General features: G+C 38.0%; 25 protein-coding genes. 23 read left to right on the top strand and 2 right to left on the bottom strand.

The window, feature by feature from the left end:
- Positions 1-91: 91 nt before the first annotated feature.
- Together N824_RS39280 and N824_RS39275 are read left to right on the top strand one after the other, a co-directional pair.
- Positions 92-829: a hypothetical protein gene (locus N824_RS39280; protein WP_048907454.1), complete on the top strand. Its 738-nt coding sequence runs from the start codon at positions 92-94 to the stop codon at positions 827-829.
- A 75-nt stretch (positions 830-904) separates the two neighbouring features.
- Positions 905-2,869, top strand: a complete 1,965-nt coding sequence (locus tag N824_RS39275; protein WP_048907453.1) for a M1 family metallopeptidase — start codon at positions 905-907, stop codon at positions 2,867-2,869.
- Positions 2,870-2,969: 100 nt separating this feature from the next.
- On the opposite strand, the gene N824_RS39270 is transcribed toward N824_RS39275, so the two are convergent.
- A complete protein-coding gene (locus N824_RS39270; protein WP_048907452.1) occupies positions 2,970-3,611 on the bottom strand; it encodes a hypothetical protein in 642 nt (213 codons plus the stop codon).
- A gap of 12 nt (positions 3,612-3,623) precedes the next feature.
- Here N824_RS39270 and N824_RS39265 point away from each other — a divergent pair, with 12 nt between their 5' ends.
- From N824_RS39265 to rpsJ, 5 genes are all read left to right on the top strand, one after another.
- Positions 3,624-3,881, top strand: coding sequence for a VF530 family DNA-binding protein (locus tag N824_RS39265; protein ID WP_373419295.1), 258 nt, complete (start codon positions 3,624-3,626; stop codon positions 3,879-3,881).
- Positions 3,882-4,164: 283 nt separating this feature from the next.
- Entirely contained in the window at positions 4,165-4,578 is a 414-nt protein-coding gene (gene rpsL / locus N824_RS39260) for a 30S ribosomal protein S12 (protein WP_008244597.1), read from the top strand.
- Positions 4,579-4,594: 16 nt separating this feature from the next.
- The gene (gene rpsG, locus N824_RS39255) at positions 4,595-5,062 is read left to right on the top strand and encodes a 30S ribosomal protein S7 (protein WP_048907451.1); all 468 of its coding nucleotides are present in this window, start codon (positions 4,595-4,597) and stop codon (positions 5,060-5,062) included.
- Positions 5,063-5,079: 17 nt separating this feature from the next.
- Positions 5,080-7,194 carry an elongation factor G gene (gene fusA, locus N824_RS39250; protein ID WP_048907450.1) on the top strand — a complete coding sequence of 705 codons (2,115 nt, stop codon included), beginning with the start codon at positions 5,080-5,082 and terminating at the stop codon, positions 7,192-7,194.
- Positions 7,195-7,253: 59 nt separating this feature from the next.
- Positions 7,254-7,559 (top strand): 30S ribosomal protein S10, encoded by a 306-nt coding sequence (rpsJ, locus tag N824_RS39245; protein ID WP_008244591.1) that lies wholly within the window; start codon positions 7,254-7,256, stop codon positions 7,557-7,559.
- A gap of 83 nt (positions 7,560-7,642) precedes the next feature.
- Here the strand turns inward: rpsJ and N824_RS39240 are convergent, their stop codons facing one another.
- Positions 7,643-8,251, bottom strand: coding sequence for a hypothetical protein (locus N824_RS39240; RefSeq protein ID WP_048907449.1), 609 nt, complete (start codon positions 8,249-8,251; stop codon positions 7,643-7,645).
- Positions 8,252-8,381: 130 nt separating this feature from the next.
- Between N824_RS39240 and N824_RS39235 the strand changes: the two genes are divergently transcribed.
- The 16 genes from N824_RS39235 to rpsN all read left to right on the top strand — a co-directional run bounded on the left by N824_RS39235 (position 8,382) and on the right by rpsN (position 16,227).
- Positions 8,382-9,218, top strand: coding sequence for a sulfite exporter TauE/SafE family protein (locus N824_RS39235; RefSeq protein ID WP_048907448.1), 837 nt, complete (start codon positions 8,382-8,384; stop codon positions 9,216-9,218).
- Complete coding sequence (locus N824_RS39230; protein ID WP_048907447.1) at positions 9,215-9,607, top strand: DUF1634 domain-containing protein; 393 nt, start codon at positions 9,215-9,217, stop codon at positions 9,605-9,607. Before N824_RS39235 ends, N824_RS39230 begins: the two co-directional genes overlap by 4 nt.
- 180 nt (positions 9,608-9,787) lie before the next feature.
- Entirely contained in the window at positions 9,788-10,405 is a 618-nt protein-coding gene (gene rplC, locus N824_RS39225) for a 50S ribosomal protein L3 (protein WP_048907446.1), read from the top strand.
- A gap of 4 nt (positions 10,406-10,409) precedes the next feature.
- Positions 10,410-11,039, top strand: a complete 630-nt coding sequence (gene rplD / locus N824_RS39220) for a 50S ribosomal protein L4 (protein ID WP_048907445.1) — start codon at positions 10,410-10,412, stop codon at positions 11,037-11,039.
- Between the two features lies 1 nt (position 11,040).
- Positions 11,041-11,331: a 50S ribosomal protein L23 gene (gene rplW / locus N824_RS39215; protein ID WP_048907444.1), complete on the top strand. Its 291-nt coding sequence runs from the start codon at positions 11,041-11,043 to the stop codon at positions 11,329-11,331.
- Positions 11,332-11,354: 23 nt separating this feature from the next.
- Positions 11,355-12,179, top strand: a complete 825-nt coding sequence (gene rplB, locus N824_RS39210; protein WP_048907443.1) for a 50S ribosomal protein L2 — start codon at positions 11,355-11,357, stop codon at positions 12,177-12,179.
- Positions 12,179-12,445 (top strand): 30S ribosomal protein S19, encoded by a 267-nt coding sequence (gene rpsS / locus N824_RS39205; protein ID WP_008244581.1) that lies wholly within the window; start codon positions 12,179-12,181, stop codon positions 12,443-12,445. The genes rplB and rpsS overlap by 1 nt, the downstream gene beginning before the upstream one ends.
- 7 nt (positions 12,446-12,452) lie before the next feature.
- A complete protein-coding gene (rplV, locus tag N824_RS39200; RefSeq protein ID WP_037442604.1) occupies positions 12,453-12,815 on the top strand; it encodes a 50S ribosomal protein L22 in 363 nt (120 codons plus the stop codon).
- Positions 12,816-12,820: 5 nt separating this feature from the next.
- Positions 12,821-13,669: a 30S ribosomal protein S3 gene (gene rpsC / locus N824_RS39195; protein WP_048907442.1), complete on the top strand. Its 849-nt coding sequence runs from the start codon at positions 12,821-12,823 to the stop codon at positions 13,667-13,669.
- A gap of 38 nt (positions 13,670-13,707) precedes the next feature.
- Positions 13,708-14,130 (top strand): 50S ribosomal protein L16, encoded by a 423-nt coding sequence (gene rplP, locus N824_RS39190; RefSeq protein WP_048907441.1) that lies wholly within the window; start codon positions 13,708-13,710, stop codon positions 14,128-14,130.
- A 74-nt stretch (positions 14,131-14,204) separates the two neighbouring features.
- The gene (rpmC, locus tag N824_RS39185; protein WP_048907440.1) at positions 14,205-14,414 is read left to right on the top strand and encodes a 50S ribosomal protein L29; all 210 of its coding nucleotides are present in this window, start codon (positions 14,205-14,207) and stop codon (positions 14,412-14,414) included.
- A gap of 13 nt (positions 14,415-14,427) precedes the next feature.
- Positions 14,428-14,682 (top strand): 30S ribosomal protein S17, encoded by a 255-nt coding sequence (gene rpsQ / locus N824_RS39180; protein WP_048907439.1) that lies wholly within the window; start codon positions 14,428-14,430, stop codon positions 14,680-14,682.
- 1 nt (position 14,683) lies between these two features.
- Complete coding sequence (rplN, locus tag N824_RS39175; protein ID WP_008244575.1) at positions 14,684-15,052, top strand: 50S ribosomal protein L14; 369 nt, start codon at positions 14,684-14,686, stop codon at positions 15,050-15,052.
- Between the two features lies 1 nt (position 15,053).
- Positions 15,054-15,392, top strand: a complete 339-nt coding sequence (gene rplX, locus N824_RS39170; protein ID WP_048907438.1) for a 50S ribosomal protein L24 — start codon at positions 15,054-15,056, stop codon at positions 15,390-15,392.
- On the top strand, positions 15,392-15,958 hold the full coding sequence (rplE, locus tag N824_RS39165; RefSeq protein WP_048907437.1) for a 50S ribosomal protein L5: 567 nt from the start codon (positions 15,392-15,394) through the stop codon (positions 15,956-15,958). The genes rplX and rplE overlap by 1 nt, the downstream gene beginning before the upstream one ends.
- Positions 15,958-16,227, top strand: a complete 270-nt coding sequence (rpsN, locus tag N824_RS39160) for a 30S ribosomal protein S14 (RefSeq protein ID WP_048907436.1) — start codon at positions 15,958-15,960, stop codon at positions 16,225-16,227. Before rplE ends, rpsN begins: the two co-directional genes overlap by 1 nt.
- Positions 16,228-16,266: the final 39 nt, after the last annotated feature.

The raw sequence follows: 16,266 nt of genomic DNA, 5'->3' as shown, positions 1-16,266 counted from the left end.
TTTCGAAAAAATTCATCTTACAGCAGGAACATTTTGCTGTTAATATTTGTTAAATAGTTAACGTGGCACTTAAACAGCGTTATATTTGAATATGCTTAAGAAACTTTTGTTTGCATTGATTTTAATGGCTCCTCTATCACTTTGGGCGCAAGACGTTGTTTCGGGAACTGTGTATGATTTTGAGATAAAGACTTTGCCGCTTCAAGAGGTAAATGTTAAGAATTTTAACAACAATCAAAGTACAAAAACAAAAGCTTCAGGCAATTTTTCGCTTGCAGCCAAGATCGGCGATGTGTTAGAGTTCTCGTTAAATGGTTATCATAAGGACACACTTTATCTTACAAATCTTTCTCCAAAAACAGTATTTCTTCCGGGAAGTTCAACCAGTTTAAAGGAAGTAAAGATCTTGAGCGCAAAAATAAACCCCACAATTTTAGCCCCGGATCCTGAAGCAAAAGAATTTAAACGGGTTGAGGCTGATGATTATAAGGGTAAACCGAATGTTTCAAAAGCAGGTGGGCTTAAATTGAACCTGGGGTATGGTAAGTATAAAGAGAAGCAGGCCAAAATAAAGGATCTGGAAGAGAAAGATGAATACGAAAATGAGATAAAAAGTGTTTTTACTGAAGCTTATGTTTCAGATCTGGTAAAATTAAGGGGACAGGAATTAAAAGATTTTATGACCATGTACAGGCCGCCTGTTGCAACAGTTCAAAGCAACAGACCGTTTGATTACAAATATTATACTGTGCAGGCCTACCATAAGTGGTTAAAATTACCCCCTTCTCAAAGAAAACCGCCTCAGGTACCAAGGTTAAAGAAAAACTAATAAAGTCGTTACATTACCAGGGGATAGGTTGTATTTTATACCTTTATTTCGAAATCTTTAAACTTAAACTTTTATATGTCTTACAAGTCAACCATACTAGTGGTATTGTTGTGCGCATTTGCTTTGACTACCTTGGCGCAGCAAACAGATCCAAATGCTGGTAACTACGATGCGCATGCTGCATTCAGTCCACTGTTTTATACTAAAAATGGAAACGAATACAGATCCGCAAGTGGTTATCCGGGACCAAAATACTGGCAGAATCATGCTGATTATTCTATTACTGCAGATCTTGATGAAACAACTAATAAAATAACTGGTACGGTTACCATTACATATAAAAATAATAGTCCTGATAAATTACCTTATTTATGGCTACAGCTAGACCAAAATCTATTTGCATCCGATTCTAGAGGAAATGCACTTATTGCTGCCGGAAGCAGATATGGAGCCAGGGGCGAGAAGCTAAACGGCGGATATAAAATAGAAGGCTTAACTATATTACAAAAACAGAAAGAAGTTAAGTTTACCTCTTTGATAGAGGATACCCGTATGCAGATAAAACTAGCCGAACCAATGGCCGCTGCCGGAGATGTAGTTACAATAAAAATGAATTTCTCTTTTATCATTCCTATTAATGGGTCTGATCGTATGGGACACTTAACAACTAAGAATGGCGAAATATTCTCTATAGCACAGTGGTTCCCTCGCATGTGTGTATATGATGATGTTCTAGGATGGAATACCTTACCTTATTGGGGAGCAGGAGAGTTTTACTGTGAGTATGGCGATTTTGATTTTGCGGTAACCGTTCCTGCAAATCATATTGTTATGGGATCAGGTGAGTTGTTGAACCCACAAGAGGTCTTTACGCCTGTACAATTACAACGATGGAATGAAGCGAAAGCTAGTGATAAAACAATCTCAATAAGATCTGAATCTGAAGTTAAGGATCCAAAATCACGTCCTGCTAAAGATAAACTCACCTGGAAATTTAAAATTAAAAATGCCAGGGATGTTGCCTGGGGATCATCAAAAGCATTTATTTTGGATGCTGCACGTATCAATTTACCTAGTGGCAAGAAATCATTAGCTGTTTCCGCTCATCCGGTTGAAAGTAACGGGAGTGATGGTTATGGTAGAGCGGTTGAATATGTTAAAACGTCAATAGAGCATTATTCCGATAAATGGTTTGAATATCCCTACCCCATGGCGGTAAACGTTGCTAGTAATGTTGGTGGGATGGAATATCCAGGGATTGTTTTTTGCGGCTGGAAAGCTAAAAAAGGAAGCACCTGGGGAGTTATAGACCATGAATTTGGACATACCTGGTTTCCTATGATTGTAGGCAGTAATGAACGTAAATATGGCTGGATGGACGAAGGCTTTAATACTTTTATTAATGGAATATCATCAGCCGCATTTAATAATGGTGAATATAAAAAAACTCCTGATGATATGCACAAAGTTGCCAACAAGTTCCAAAATCCGGAGGTAGAATATATAATGCTGAGCCCGGATGCTATGAGGGAACGCAATATTGGAGAGAATTTATACTATAAACCTGCTCAGGGATTGAATATATTGAGAAACGTAATACTAGGTGCAGATCGCTTTGATTATGCTTTTAGACAATATATAGATCATTGGGCTTTTAAGCACCCAATGCCCGACGATTTTTTCCGTTCTATCGAAAATGGTTCAGGTGAAGATCTTTCGTGGTTCTGGAGAGGGTGGTTCCTTGAAAACTGGAAGATGGATCAGGCCATTGTTAGTGTAACAGAATCTAACAGGGATGAAGCCAGGGGCTATAACATAATTGTTGCCAATCTTGAAAAAATGCCAATGCCAATTATTTTGGAGATTAAAACCAAAAGTGGTAAAACTGATCATGTAAAAATCCCGGTAGATGTTTGGATGCGGAATAATGTATGGACCGTACCTTACCCTACAACTGAGGAGGTGGTGTCGGTTATTTTAGATCCGGAGAATCTATTGCCAGATGTGAATAACGACAACAATAAATGGAGGAAAAACTAGTAACTAATAATAACGGGTTGTTTTTAAAGTAACCATCATCTTCTTTGATTAACCAAAGAAGATGATGGTTGGTGCTTTAGCATAGCCTGGCTAATTTTAGTTAATGACTTTTGAAAAAACTTTCTTTCAGCTTTTGAGCATCAATTAAAGGTTCAGGTTCATCGAGGCGGATCAACCATCCTTTTTGCTTTAGCAAATTAATATCTTCTTTAGCAACAGAAAGATCCTTGCCTTTTATACTTCTATTTATAATAATAGGAGGTTTAGGCTCAACATTAGCTGTTGTATGGAACAATGCTTCAATATTAAACTTAGGCCAGATTTGTATATCACCAAGTTGATCTGAGTAGATCTTTTTAGCTGAATGAGGAGCCGAAATGCTTGCAAATTCACCTTTAAAATTTCCACCTTTTTCAGTAGTTAAACTAACAAGTAATTGGAAAGACGTTTCATTCACGATATGAAAGTGTGCAACAGAATTACTATGCTGATCTGTTACAATGGCAAGAAACACACCATCTTTAATAAACTCTGCCTGAGGTATAACAGGGGTAGGACGGTTGGTAACAACGTCATTGTCTATAATTTCACCATGTACTAATGTTACTTTAGATGCCAAAACCGGTATCTCAAAATCATTGGCATCAGTAACGCCGATGGTATCTTTGTCGATAATTCTGGTAATGTACCCTTCTAAATTCTCGTCAACAAAACGAACAAAGTCTCCTAGTTTGAAATTCATATATTTTTATTTATGTCCAAATTTAGTTATTCTTATTATTTTTGTGGCATGGCCATAGATGAGCAGAAAAATAATCCATTGCACGGAAAAACACTCGAATTTATTCTAAAACAACTTGTATGGCACTATGGCTGGGAAGAATTGGGCCTTCTTGTTAAAATTGCCTGTTTTAATAATAATCCCACTATGAATTCAAGCCTTAAGTTTTTACGTAAGACTGACTGGGCCAGGAAAAAAGTGGAGAAATTATACTTGAACACCTTTCATTAACAAGATTGCTTTAAGACAGGTTCGACGCTGCTTCGAGGTTTATCTGAGGATACTTCTGAAAAAAGTAGCCGTTTACCAAAGGGATCGCGTACCAATCCTTACTCTGCTTTGATTCCGAACCCGGATACATTGTATTGAACACATATTATTTATTCCGTGAATCTTATGGTTTGAATAATTTTGTGTTAACCCCTTGATTTATAAAATGTATTGTCTTACCTTTGCAGTCCCTTATTGAGGGGTAAAGTTTTTAAACATAAAATAAGAAAAACAAAAAAGAACAATGCCAACCATTCAACAATTAGTTAGAAAAGGTAGAGTAGCACTGGAGTTCAAGAGTAAGTCTCCGGCGTTGGACAGCTGTCCACAGCGAAGAGGTGTATGTACACGTGTATATACCACTACCCCTAAAAAACCAAACTCAGCAATGCGTAAAGTTGCACGTGTACGTTTAACCAATGGTAAAGAGGTTAATGCTTACATCCCTGGAGAAGGTCACAATTTACAGGAGCACTCAATCGTATTGATACGTGGTGGACGTGTTAAAGATTTACCAGGTGTACGTTATCACATCATCCGTGGAGCATTAGATACTTCAGGAGTTGCTGGTCGTAACCAACGTCGTTCAAAATATGGTACTAAACGTCCTAAGCCAGGACAAGTAGCAGCGGCACCAACAAAAGGTAAAAAGAAATAATTAGGAGGAAAGAAAAATGAGAAAGTCAAAACCAAAAAAGAGAATTATCCTTCCTGATCCAAAATTTAACGATGTTCAGGTGACGAGATTTGTAAATAATATGATGTACGATGGAAAAAAATCTATCGCATATGATATTTTTTATGATGCTGTTGAATTAGCTGAGAAAAAAGCTGGTGAGAACGGTTTAGAAGTATGGAAACGTGCTTTAGCGAATGTAATGCCTGCAGTAGAGGTTAAGTCACGCCGTGTTGGTGGTGCTAACTTTCAGGTACCTACAGAAGTAAGACCAGACCGTAAGATTGCTTTAGGCATGAAATGGTTAATTTCTTACGCTCGTAAACGTGGTGAAAAAACCATGAAAGAAAAATTAGCGGGTGAAATTGTTTCAGCAGCTAAAGGTGAAGGTGCAGCAGTGAAAAAGAAAGAAGATACGCATAAAATGGCCGAGGCTAACAAAGCGTTCTCACATTTCCGTTTCTAATATTTGAAATTATTATAATGTCAAGAGATTTAAAATTTACTAGAAATATCGGGATCGCAGCTCACATTGATGCAGGTAAAACTACAACAACAGAGCGTATCCTTTATTATGCTGGGGTAAACCACAAGATTGGTGAGGTACACGAAGGTGCATCAACCATGGACTGGATGGTACAGGAAGCTGAACGCGGGATAACAATCACGTCTGCCGCAACAACTGTATTCTGGCCTTACCGTGGTAATAAATATCAGGTAAACGTTATCGATACTCCTGGACACGTGGATTTTACCGTAGAGGTAAACCGTTCATTGCGTGTACTTGACGGATTGGTATTTTTATTTTCAGCAGTTGATGGTGTTGAGCCTCAATCTGAAACTAACTGGCGTTTAGCTAACAACTATGCAGTTCCTCGTATTGGTTTCGTTAATAAAATGGACCGTTCTGGAGCCGACTTCTTAAAAGTTGTTAAACAGGTTAAAGATATGTTGGGCAGTCATGCTGTTCCTTTGCAGTTACCAATCGGTGCTGAAGATAACTTTACTGGTGTTGTTGATTTGATCAATAACCGTGGTATCGTTTGGAATGAGCACGATAAAGGTATGACCTTTACTGAGGTTCCAATTCCGGCTGATATGGTTGATGAGGTTGCTGAGTGGAGAGAGAATTTATTAGAAGCTGTTGCTGATTACGATGAGTCTTTGATGGAGAAATTCTTCGAAGATCCAAGTTCAATCACTGAGCGTGAGATTCTTGATGCATTGCGTAAAGCTACTTTAGATGCTAAAATTGTTCCTATGGTATGTGGTTCATCTTTCAAAAACAAAGGTGTTCAAACCATGCTTGATTTGGTAATGGAATTATTGCCTTCGCCAATGGATGTGGATGGTATCACAGGTACTAACCCAGAAACTGGTCAGGAAGTAACTCGTCAGCCAGACATTAACGAGCCTTTTGCGGCTTTAGCATTTAAAATTGCAACGGATCCTTTCGTAGGTCGTTTGTGCTTTATCCGTGTTTATTCAGGTAACTTAGAAGCTGGTTCATACGTTTATAATGCACGTTCTGAAAACAAAGAGCGTATTTCTCGTATCTTCCAAATGCACGCTAACAAGCAAAATCCAATTCCTAATGTAGGTGCTGGTGATATTGCTGCGGTGGTTGGATTTAAAGACATCAAAACAGGTGATACACTTTGTGATGAGAAACATCCAATTGTTCTTGAATCAATGGATTTCCCAGAGCCGGTTATTGGTTTAGCAATTGAGCCTAAAACTCAAGCTGATATTGATAAACTAGGTATGGGCTTATCTAAATTAGCTGAAGAGGATCCTACCTTTAGAGTTCAAACTGATCAGGAAACTGGCCAGACTGTAATCTCTGGTATGGGTGAGCTTCACTTAGATATTTTGATTGATCGTTTAAAACGTGAGTTCAAAGTTGAAGTTAATCAAGGTGCTCCACAAGTTGCTTACAAAGAGGCAATTAACGGAACCGTTCAACATCGTGAGACCTATAAAAAACAATCTGGTGGTCGTGGTAAATTTGCGGACATCCAAGTTGTTATTTCTCCTATCGATGCTGATTGGGAAAAAGGTGGATTGCAGTTTGTTAACGAAATTACTGGTGGTTCAATTCCTCGTGAATTTATCCCGTCTGTAGAAAAAGGATTTGCTGCATCTATGGCTAACGGAGTATTGGCTGGTTACCCACTACCAGACATGAAAGTTCGCTTAATTGATGGTTCATTCCACGCAGTCGATTCAGATGCTTTATCTTTTGAACTTGCAGCTAAAATGGCATATCGTGAGGCGTTACCTAAATGTAACCCGGTATTGATGGAGCCAATCATGAAAATCGAGATCCTTACTCCTGAAGAAAACATGGGAGATGTAATCGGTGATATGAACCGTCGTCGTGGTCAACTTTTAGGAATGGATACACGTAATGGTGCTCAAGTAATTAAAGCAACTGTACCTCTTTCTGAGATGTTTGGTTATGTAACTCAGTTACGTACCATTACTTCTGGTCGTGCAACTTCTACAATGGAGTTTGATCACTACGAGCCAGCTCCGAAAAACGTTCAGGACGAAGTAATTGCTAAATCAAAAGGCAGAATTAAATCTGTAGAATAAAAATAAATTGGCAGCCGGTTATTAATAGCTCTAACCGGTGCCTTAATTAAATAAATACCATGAGCCAAAGAATCAGAATTAAATTGAAATCTTACGATTACAACTTAGTGGATAAATCTGCTGAGAAAATCGTAAAAACTGTTAAACCTACGGGTGCGGTGGTTAGCGGACCGATTCCGTTGCCAACAGAAAAGAAAATATTCACAGTTTTGCGTTCACCACACGTGAACAAAAAGGCACGTGAGCAGTTTCAATTATGCGCATACAAACGTTTGTTAGACATTTATAGCTCTAACTCTAAAACAGTTGATGCTTTAATGAAACTTGAATTACCTAGCGGTGTTGAAGTAGAAATTAAAGTATAACTATATTTTAACGTTAACACAAAAGCCCTTGAAATTAATTTTCACGGGCTTTTTTGTTGGTATTGCAGTAATCTGTTTATTTATTATTTACCGCGATTCTTAAGCTCGTCTAGTTTATTCCGCTCATCTTGTAGCTCCCTGGCTAGCTTTTTCTCTTTATCATTAGCCTTTACTTTATAGTTTTGATACTCTTGTGATATCTCATCATATAAGGTACTTCTGTATTTGGCTTCATGGATATGCTTCGCTGATCTTAGGATGATGATCGCCAGGGCTGCAGCTAAGGCAATTATTAAGCCCCATACAATAAGGTTATAGTTTGATTTGGTAAAACCTATTCCAAGAAAGCTGATCTCATTTAATTTAGCATTTGAATTAGCAAGTGATGATTCTGTGCCAGAAATTTGTTTTTTTAGTTCTGAAATCTCTTTTCCTTGATCCTCGATTTTTTTCCTTGTTACCACTAATTGCTTGCGATCTGTGTTTAAACTGTCTCTAACATTTTGCCAGAATACAGATAACCTGGATGGATTTACTAATTTATATCCATTTAAGGTTTTAGATTTTGACAACAGAAGCTGGTACTGCCCTCTTAAAGAAGGATCAATTTTACTTGTATCGGCTTTTAACTGCGCTTGAACAGTAAAATTAATTAATAGAATAGTGATGAATGGTAGTAAGATTTTTCTCATTGATGGTATTTTGTTTTTAAATATTGGTAGTTGTTTATTCAGTTTGGGGTTTCACAAGTGATTCACCCCTAATTTAACATTCATATTTTAATTTTATTGTGTTTTGTTCGGAGATAGTATATTTGCAGCAATGTCGGTATTACTATTTACAATTATTGTTTTGCTGGGAGCTTTCGTAGCCGGATTAGTTGGATCCCTTACCGGCTTGGGCGGCGGGGTGATTATCATCCCATTATTGACCCTGGTATTGGGAGTTGATATTCATTATGCAATAGGAGCTTCAATCATTTCGGTTATAGCTACCTCATCAGGTTCTGCGGCCGCTTATGTAAAAGAGGGGATCACCAATATTCGAATCGGAATGTTCCTGGAGATTGCCACTACTATAAGCGCAATTATAGGTGCAGTTGTTACAGTATATATTAACCCTAGTTATATTGCAATAATTTTTGGTCTCATTCTGTTGTTCTCAGCTGCAATGATGATAAGGAAAAAAATTGACCATTCTGATAATGATACTTCGGGGAGATTAGCTGTTTTCTTAAAATTGAACGGTACCTATCCAACAGAAAACGGTATGCAAAATTATGCAGTACACAATGTGATTGGTGGTTTTTTGATGATGTTTGTTGCAGGTATAATTTCCGGATTGCTTGGAATTGGCTCAGGAGCATTAAAGGTGATTGCAATGGATAATATAATGCGTATTCCTTTTAAGGTTTCTACTACAACAAGTAATTTCATGATGGGGGTTACTGCGGCGGCCAGTGCTATCGTATATTTACATAGAGGACAGATTGACCCGGGAATTGCGATGCCTGTAGCACTAGGCGTTTTAACAGGCGCAACGGTTGGTTCCAAAATATTGGTAAAGACTAAAACGGATAAGCTTAAAATTATCTTTGCTGTTGTTGTGGCATTTTTAGCGCTGCAAATGATTTATAATGGATTAACAGGTAGATTATGAGTAAAGAGAAGAATTTCTTTGCAGACAGGGATATTCAGGTGATCCTTGGGACATTACTTAGGGTTGGTGTAATTGCTTCTATGACAGTGGTTTTTATAGGAGGCTTGGTATACCTTGCCTTTAATCATTCTGAAATGGTAAACTACAGCCATTTTGATTCTGTTAAAGCAGGGTTCTCTACAGTCTCTGATATTTTTATAGGATTGGGGCATTTAAAAGGGAGTGCTATTATTCAGTTTGGAGTCCTCTTGCTGATATTTACACCAATCATGCGGGTTGTTTTTTCGATTTTTAGCTTCTTAATTGAACGTGATTATTTATACGTTTTGATTGGAGCATTCGTTTTATGTGTAATTCTCTTTAGTTTAAGTAATAAGTTGGTTGGGTAAATGTTGTTTTAATCGCACGTTACCCCATGTAATTATTTTTTTGCATTTATTTGAAAAAATAATGAGCTAACTATTTGAAAATTAAGATTTCTTTCTTATTTTTGCCCTCCCTTAATAGGGATGTGTATCCACCTTGAACGAAGCCCTACTGCTTCGATGGGTGTTAAATTAAAATAGAAAATGTCAGGTATTATTGGAAAAAAAGTAGGAATGACCAGCATTTTCGACGCCGAAGGAAAGAATATTCCTTGTACGGTGATCGAAGCTGGGCCTTGTGTAGTTACACAGGTAAAGACCGAAGAAAAAGACGGTTACGTTTCAGTTCAGTTGAGTTTCGACGAAGCTAAAGAAAAAAACACCACTCAGCCTCTAAAAGGGCACTTTGCGAAAGCAAACACCACTCCAAAACGTAAATTGGTTGAATTTGAGCCATTTGAAGAATCGTTGAATTTAGGTGATACTGTAACGGTAAACATCTTTAACGAAGGAGATTTTGTGGATGTAGTTGGTACATCAAAAGGTAAAGGTTTCCAAGGTGTTGTTAAACGCCATGGTTTCGGCGGTGTTGGTGGTCAAACTCACGGACAGCATAACAGAATGCGTGCGCCAGGTTCATTAGGTGCTGCTTCTTATCCTTCACGTGTATTTAAAGGCATGCGTATGGCGGGAAGAATGGGTGGAGACAGAGTAAAAGTTCAGAACTTACAAGTTTTGAAAGTTTATGCTGATCAAAATCTAGTTGTAGTTAGTGGTTCCGTACCAGGAGCTAAGGGTTCTTACGTAATCTTAGATAAGTAAGCAGATGGAAGTTAAAGTATTAAACATTTCAGGAAAAGAGACAGGTGCCAAGGTGCAGCTTCCTGAGTCGGTATTTGGCATAACGCCTGTTGACCACGCAATTTATTTAGATGTTAAACAGTATTTGGCCAATCAACGTCAAGGTACTCACAAGTCTAAACAACGTAATGAGATTGCCGGTTCAACCCGTAAATTATATAAACAAAAAGGTACTGGTGGTGCTCGTGCCGGAAGTATTAAATCTCCATTGTTTAATGGTGGTGGTCGTGTATTTGGTCCTCAACCACGCGATTATAGTTTTAAATTGAACAAGAAACTGAAAGTGTTGGCTCGTAAGTCCGCATTATCATACAAAGCACAAGATCAAAGTGTTGTGGTTTTGGAAGGTTTCACTTTTGATTCAATCAAAACTAAAAACTACTTGAATTTAGTTAGCGCATTAAATTTAGCTGGCGAAAAGACATTGTTGGTTTTACCTTCGCAAAATAACAATATCTATTTATCAAGCAGAAACATTCAGAAAGCTAAAGTAATTACTGCAGATCAATTGAATACTTATGATGTATTAAATTGTGGTAAGCTTTTGTTGACTACTGAATCTCTTAAAACATTGGAGGAGGCATTTGCCAAGTAATATGGAACTTTTAAGAAAACCAATATTAACAGAAAAAGCTTCGGCATTAACAGAAAAATCTAACCGCTTTACTTTTCAGGTAGATCATAAAGCCAATAAATTGCAAATTAAGCAAGTTATTGAAAAGATGTATGGCGTTAACATTTTGGCTATCAATACTATGGTGGTAAATGGTAAAGTTAAATCTAGAAATACTAAAGGTGGATTAGTTAGTGGTCGTACCCCGAAATATAAAAAAGCTATTGTAACCTTGAAAGCAGGTGAAACAATAGATTATTACGCGAATATTTAATAAGAATTGAATTATTTATAACTATGGGCTTAAGAAAATTTAAACCAGTTACTCCGGGAACCCGCTTTAGAGTTGGTGCCAGTTTTACGGAGATTACAGCAACCAAGCCCGAAAAATCATTGGTTGTATCTTCTAAGAAATCGGGAGGACGTAACAATACAGGAAAGATGACTATGCGCTACATGGGTGGCGGTCACAAAAAATCTTACCGTTTAATTGACTTTAAACGTGAGAAATTTGATATTCCTGCAACAGTAGCTACTGTTGAATACGATCCTAACCGTACCGCGCGTATTGCATTATTACATTATGCAGACGGCGAGAAGCGTTACATTATTGCACCTGAAGGGTTGCAAGTAGGACAAACAGTAGTTTCGGGAGAAACAGCTACTCCAGAGGTAGGAAATACTCTTAAATTGGCCAATATTCCTTTGGGATCTATTGTGCACAATGTAGAGATTCATCCAGGCCGTGGAGCACAATTAGCACGTAGTGCAGGTGCTTATGCACAATTAGCAGCTCGTGATGGTAAATATGCTACATTGAAAATGCCTTCAGGCGAGACAAGATTAATCTTGACTGCATGTTTGGCTACAATAGGAGCAGTTTCCAATTCAGATCATGCAAATGAGGTATTAGGTAAAGCAGGTCGCAGCCGCTGGTTGGGACGTCGTCCAAGAACACGTCCAGTAGCGATGAACCCAGTCGATCACCCTATGGGTGGTGGTGAGGGTCGCTCATCAGGAGGTCAGCCTCGCTCAAGGAACGGTATGTATGCTAAAGGCTTCAAAACCCGTACACTTAAAAAATACTCAAATCGTTTCATCATAGAGAAAAGGAAGAAATAATGGCTCGTTCGATAAAAAAAGGACCTTATATTGACCATAACGTAGAGAAGAAAGTAGTATCTATGAATGATTCAGGCAAGAAGTCTGTAATTAAAACTTGGTCACGCAGATCAATGATTTCACCAGATTTTGTGGGTCATACATTTGCAGTACACAACGGTAATAAATTTATACCGGTATACGTAACAGAAAACATGGTTGGTCATAAGCTGGGAGAGTTTGCTCCAACCAGAACATTTAGGGGTCACTCTGAAAAGAAAAAATAATTAAGAGATGGAAGCAGTAGCGAAATTAAACAATTGTCCAACCTCACCACGTAAAATGCGTTTGGTTGTAGATCTTATCAGAGGTGAGCGTGTTGAGAAAGCTTTACATATTTTAAAGTTTACCAATAAAGAAGCAGCAATAAGAGTTGAGAAACTATTATTATCGGCTATCAAAAATTGGGAAACTAAAAATGAAGGTTCTCGCCCTGAAGAAAACCAATTATACGTGAAAACGATAATGGTAGGCGGTGGTCGTCAGTTAAAAAGATTAAGACCAGCACCTCAAGGACGCGGTTACAGAATACGTAAACGTTCAAACCACGTAACTTTGATAGTAGATAGTAAAAACGTTGAAACTCAAACTAATTAACAGAAATGGGACAAAAAGCACATCCAATAGGTAACAGGTTAGGAATCATCAAAGGTTGGGATTCTAACTGGTTCGGTGGCAACAACTATGCTGATAAATTAGTTGAGGACGAAAAAATAAGAAAATACCTTTCAGCACGTATCGCAAAAGGCGGTGTAGCTAAAGTGGTAATAGAGCGTACGTTAAAACGTATCACTGTTACTATTCATACAGCTCGTCCGGGGATTGTGATAGGTAAAGCAGGACAGGAAGTTGACAAGATTAAAGAAGAGTTGAAAAAATTGACTAAAAAGGAAATTCAGATCAACATCTTTGAAATTAAACGCCCTGAGCTTGATGCACAATTAGTAGCAGAAGGTGTTGCAAAACAATTAGAGGCAAGGATTTCATTCCGTAGAGCAATGAAATCTACTATTGCATCAACAATGCGTATGGGTGCTGAAGGTATCAAAATTATGACCTCTGGTCGTTTAGGTGGTGCTGAGATGGCTCGTAGCGAACAGTATAAAGAAGGAAGAATTCCTTTGCATACTTTCCGTGCTGACATTGATTATGCATTAGCAGAAGCTTTGACTACTTATGGTAAAATAGGTGTTAAAGTATGGATCTGTAAAGGTGAAGTTTACGGTAAACGTGATCTTTCTCCAAACATCGGTGCTACGAGCAATGCTCCAGGCAAAGGTGGAAGACCAGAAGGTGCTTTTGCAGGTGGTGGTAGAGACAGAGATAACCGTGGCGGTGGCGACAGAAGAAACGACAAAGGTCGTGGCGGAAGAGGCCCTGGTCAAGGCGGTCCTGGTGCAGGAAGAGATAATAGAGGCGGAAATACTCAGAATAGAGGTCCTCGTAAATAATTAGTTAACAGATCGTTTAACGATAATATTAAAATAAAATGTTACAGCCAAAAAGAACGAAGTTCAGAAAGATGCAAAAGGGCAGAATGAAAGGTTTAGCAACTCGTGGTGCTGAATTGTCATTCGGATCTTTCGGGATTAAATCTTTAGAGTCGACATGGATTACCAGTCGTCAGATAGAGGCAGCCCGTATTGCCGTGACTCGTTTCATGAAACGTGAAGGTCAGGTTTGGATTAGAATATTCCCGGACAAACCGGTAACTAAGAAACCAGCCGAAGTACGTATGGGTAAAGGTAAGGGTGCTCCGGAATACTGGGTAGCCGTAGTTAGACCAGGACGTATTATTTTTGAAGCCGAAGGAGTTCCTTTAGAAGTGGCTAAAGAAGCTATGAGATTGGCAGCTCAAAAATTACCGATCCAAACAAAATTTGTAGTACGTAGAGATTACGTAGAGGCATAAGAAAAGTTATGGGTTGAATGTTGTAAGTAACTTGTTATTACAACCGCTAGGCCCACAACATAAAAATTAATAAAATGAAGAACTCAGAAATCACAGGGCTTTCACAAGAAGAACTAGTAGTCAGGATTGCAGAAGAAAAGGAAAACTTAGTAAAGTTAAAATTTGCGCATACAATTTCGGCTATAGAGAATCCTACCCGCATTAAAAAGGTAAGAAGAGATATCGCCCGATTAAATACTGAAGTGACTAAGCGTAAAGCTCAGTCAGCTACTGAAACTAAATAACTTTAGAGTCGAAATGGAAAGACAATTAAGAAAAACAAGAACCGGGTTAGTGGTAAGCAACAAGATGGATAAATCTATTGTTGTAGCGGTAGAGCGTAAAGTGAAACACCCGATCTATGGTAAGTTTGTTAAGAAAACTACCAAATTTATGGCTCATGACGAGAAAAACGATTGCGGTATTGGTGATACAGTACTGATCATGGAGACTCGTCCGCTGAGTAAAAACAAGAACTGGAGATTAGTGGAAATTTTAGAAAGGGCTAAATAACATGGTACAACAGGAATCAAGATTAAACGTAGCCGACAATAGCGGCGCAAAAGAAGTATTGGTTATCCGTGTCCTTGGTGGTACTGGAAAAAGATATGCTTCTATTGGTGACAAAATCGTTGTTACCGTTAAAAGTGCATTGCCTTCTGGAAACATCAAGAAAGGAACCGTTTCTAAAGCAGTTGTTGTAAGAACAAAGAAAGAGATCAGACGTAAAGATGGTTCTTACATCCGTTTCGACGACAATGCAGCAGTATTATTAAATGCACAAGATGAGCCGCGTGGTACACGTATTTTTGGCCCGGTAGCAAGAGAACTGCGTGAAAAACAATTCATGAAAATTGTATCATTAGCACCGGAGGTATTATAAAATGAAAAATAAAGTAACTACACCAAAAGTAAAAATCCGTAAAGGAGATTTAGTAAAGGTTATAGCTGGCGATTCAAAAGGCCAACAAGGTAAAGTTCTTTCAGTATTAATTACTAAAAGCAGAATCCTTGTAGAAGGTGTTAACCTTGTATCAAAACATACAAAACCAAATGCTGCTACCCCAAATGGTGGTATCATTAAAAAAGAAGCTGCTCTTCATATTTCTAACGTTGCGTTAATAGATCCTAAATCAGGTGATATAACACGCGTTGGCAGAAAGCTTAATGCTGATGGGAAATTAGTTAGGGTTAGTAAAAAATCAGGAGAGGAGATCAAATAATGGCTTACGTACCAAGATTAAAAAGTAAATATAAAGAGGAAATTGTAACTGCACTTAAAGATAAGTTCAATTATAAGAGCGTTATGCAAGTTCCTAAGTTAGAGAAAATCGCTATTAACCAAGGTGTTGGGCGTTTCTCTGTAACTGATAAGAAAATAATGGACAGCTCTATTTTAGAGATGAGCACTATTTCAGGTCAGCAGGCAGTTGGAGCAAAATCTAAAAAAGATATCTCAAACTTTAAATTGCGTAAAGGTATGCCTGTAGGTGTACGTGTTACTTTGCGTGATAATAACATGTATGAGTTTTTAGATCGTTTAATTTCCGTAGCTTTGCCACGTATCCGTGATTTCAAAGGTATCAATGATAAAGGTTTTGATGGAAAAGGTAACTACACATTAGGTATTACCGAACAAATCATCTTCCCAGAGATCAACATCGACAAAATCAGCAAGATTTTAGGTATGGACATTACTTTTGTAACTACTGCTACTACTGATGTTGAAGCATTGGAACTTTTAAAACAATTTGGATTACCGTTTAAAAATCAAAATACAAATCTATAATGGCAAAAGAAGGAGTAAAAGCTCGCGAAGTTAAGCGCCAGAAATTAGTAGCTAAATATGCAGACAAACGTGCTGAACTTAAAGCTGCTGGTGATTATGAAGGATTAGATAAGTTACCAAAAAACTCATCTGCTGTACGTTTACACAATCGTTGTAAATTGACTGGACGTCCTCGTGGTTATATGCGTACTTTCGGTATATCAAGGGTACTTTTCCGTGATATGGCTTTAGCAGGTAAAATACCTGGAGTTAGAAAAGCAAGCTGGTAATACAGCTTCTTTGTACTCAAGGTTTTTCCCTTGAGTAGA

This window comes from Pedobacter sp. V48 (assembly GCF_000523515.1).
Taxonomy (GTDB): domain Bacteria; phylum Bacteroidota; class Bacteroidia; order Sphingobacteriales; family Sphingobacteriaceae; genus Pedobacter.
This window is presented reverse-complemented; position numbering and strand designations above follow the sequence as displayed.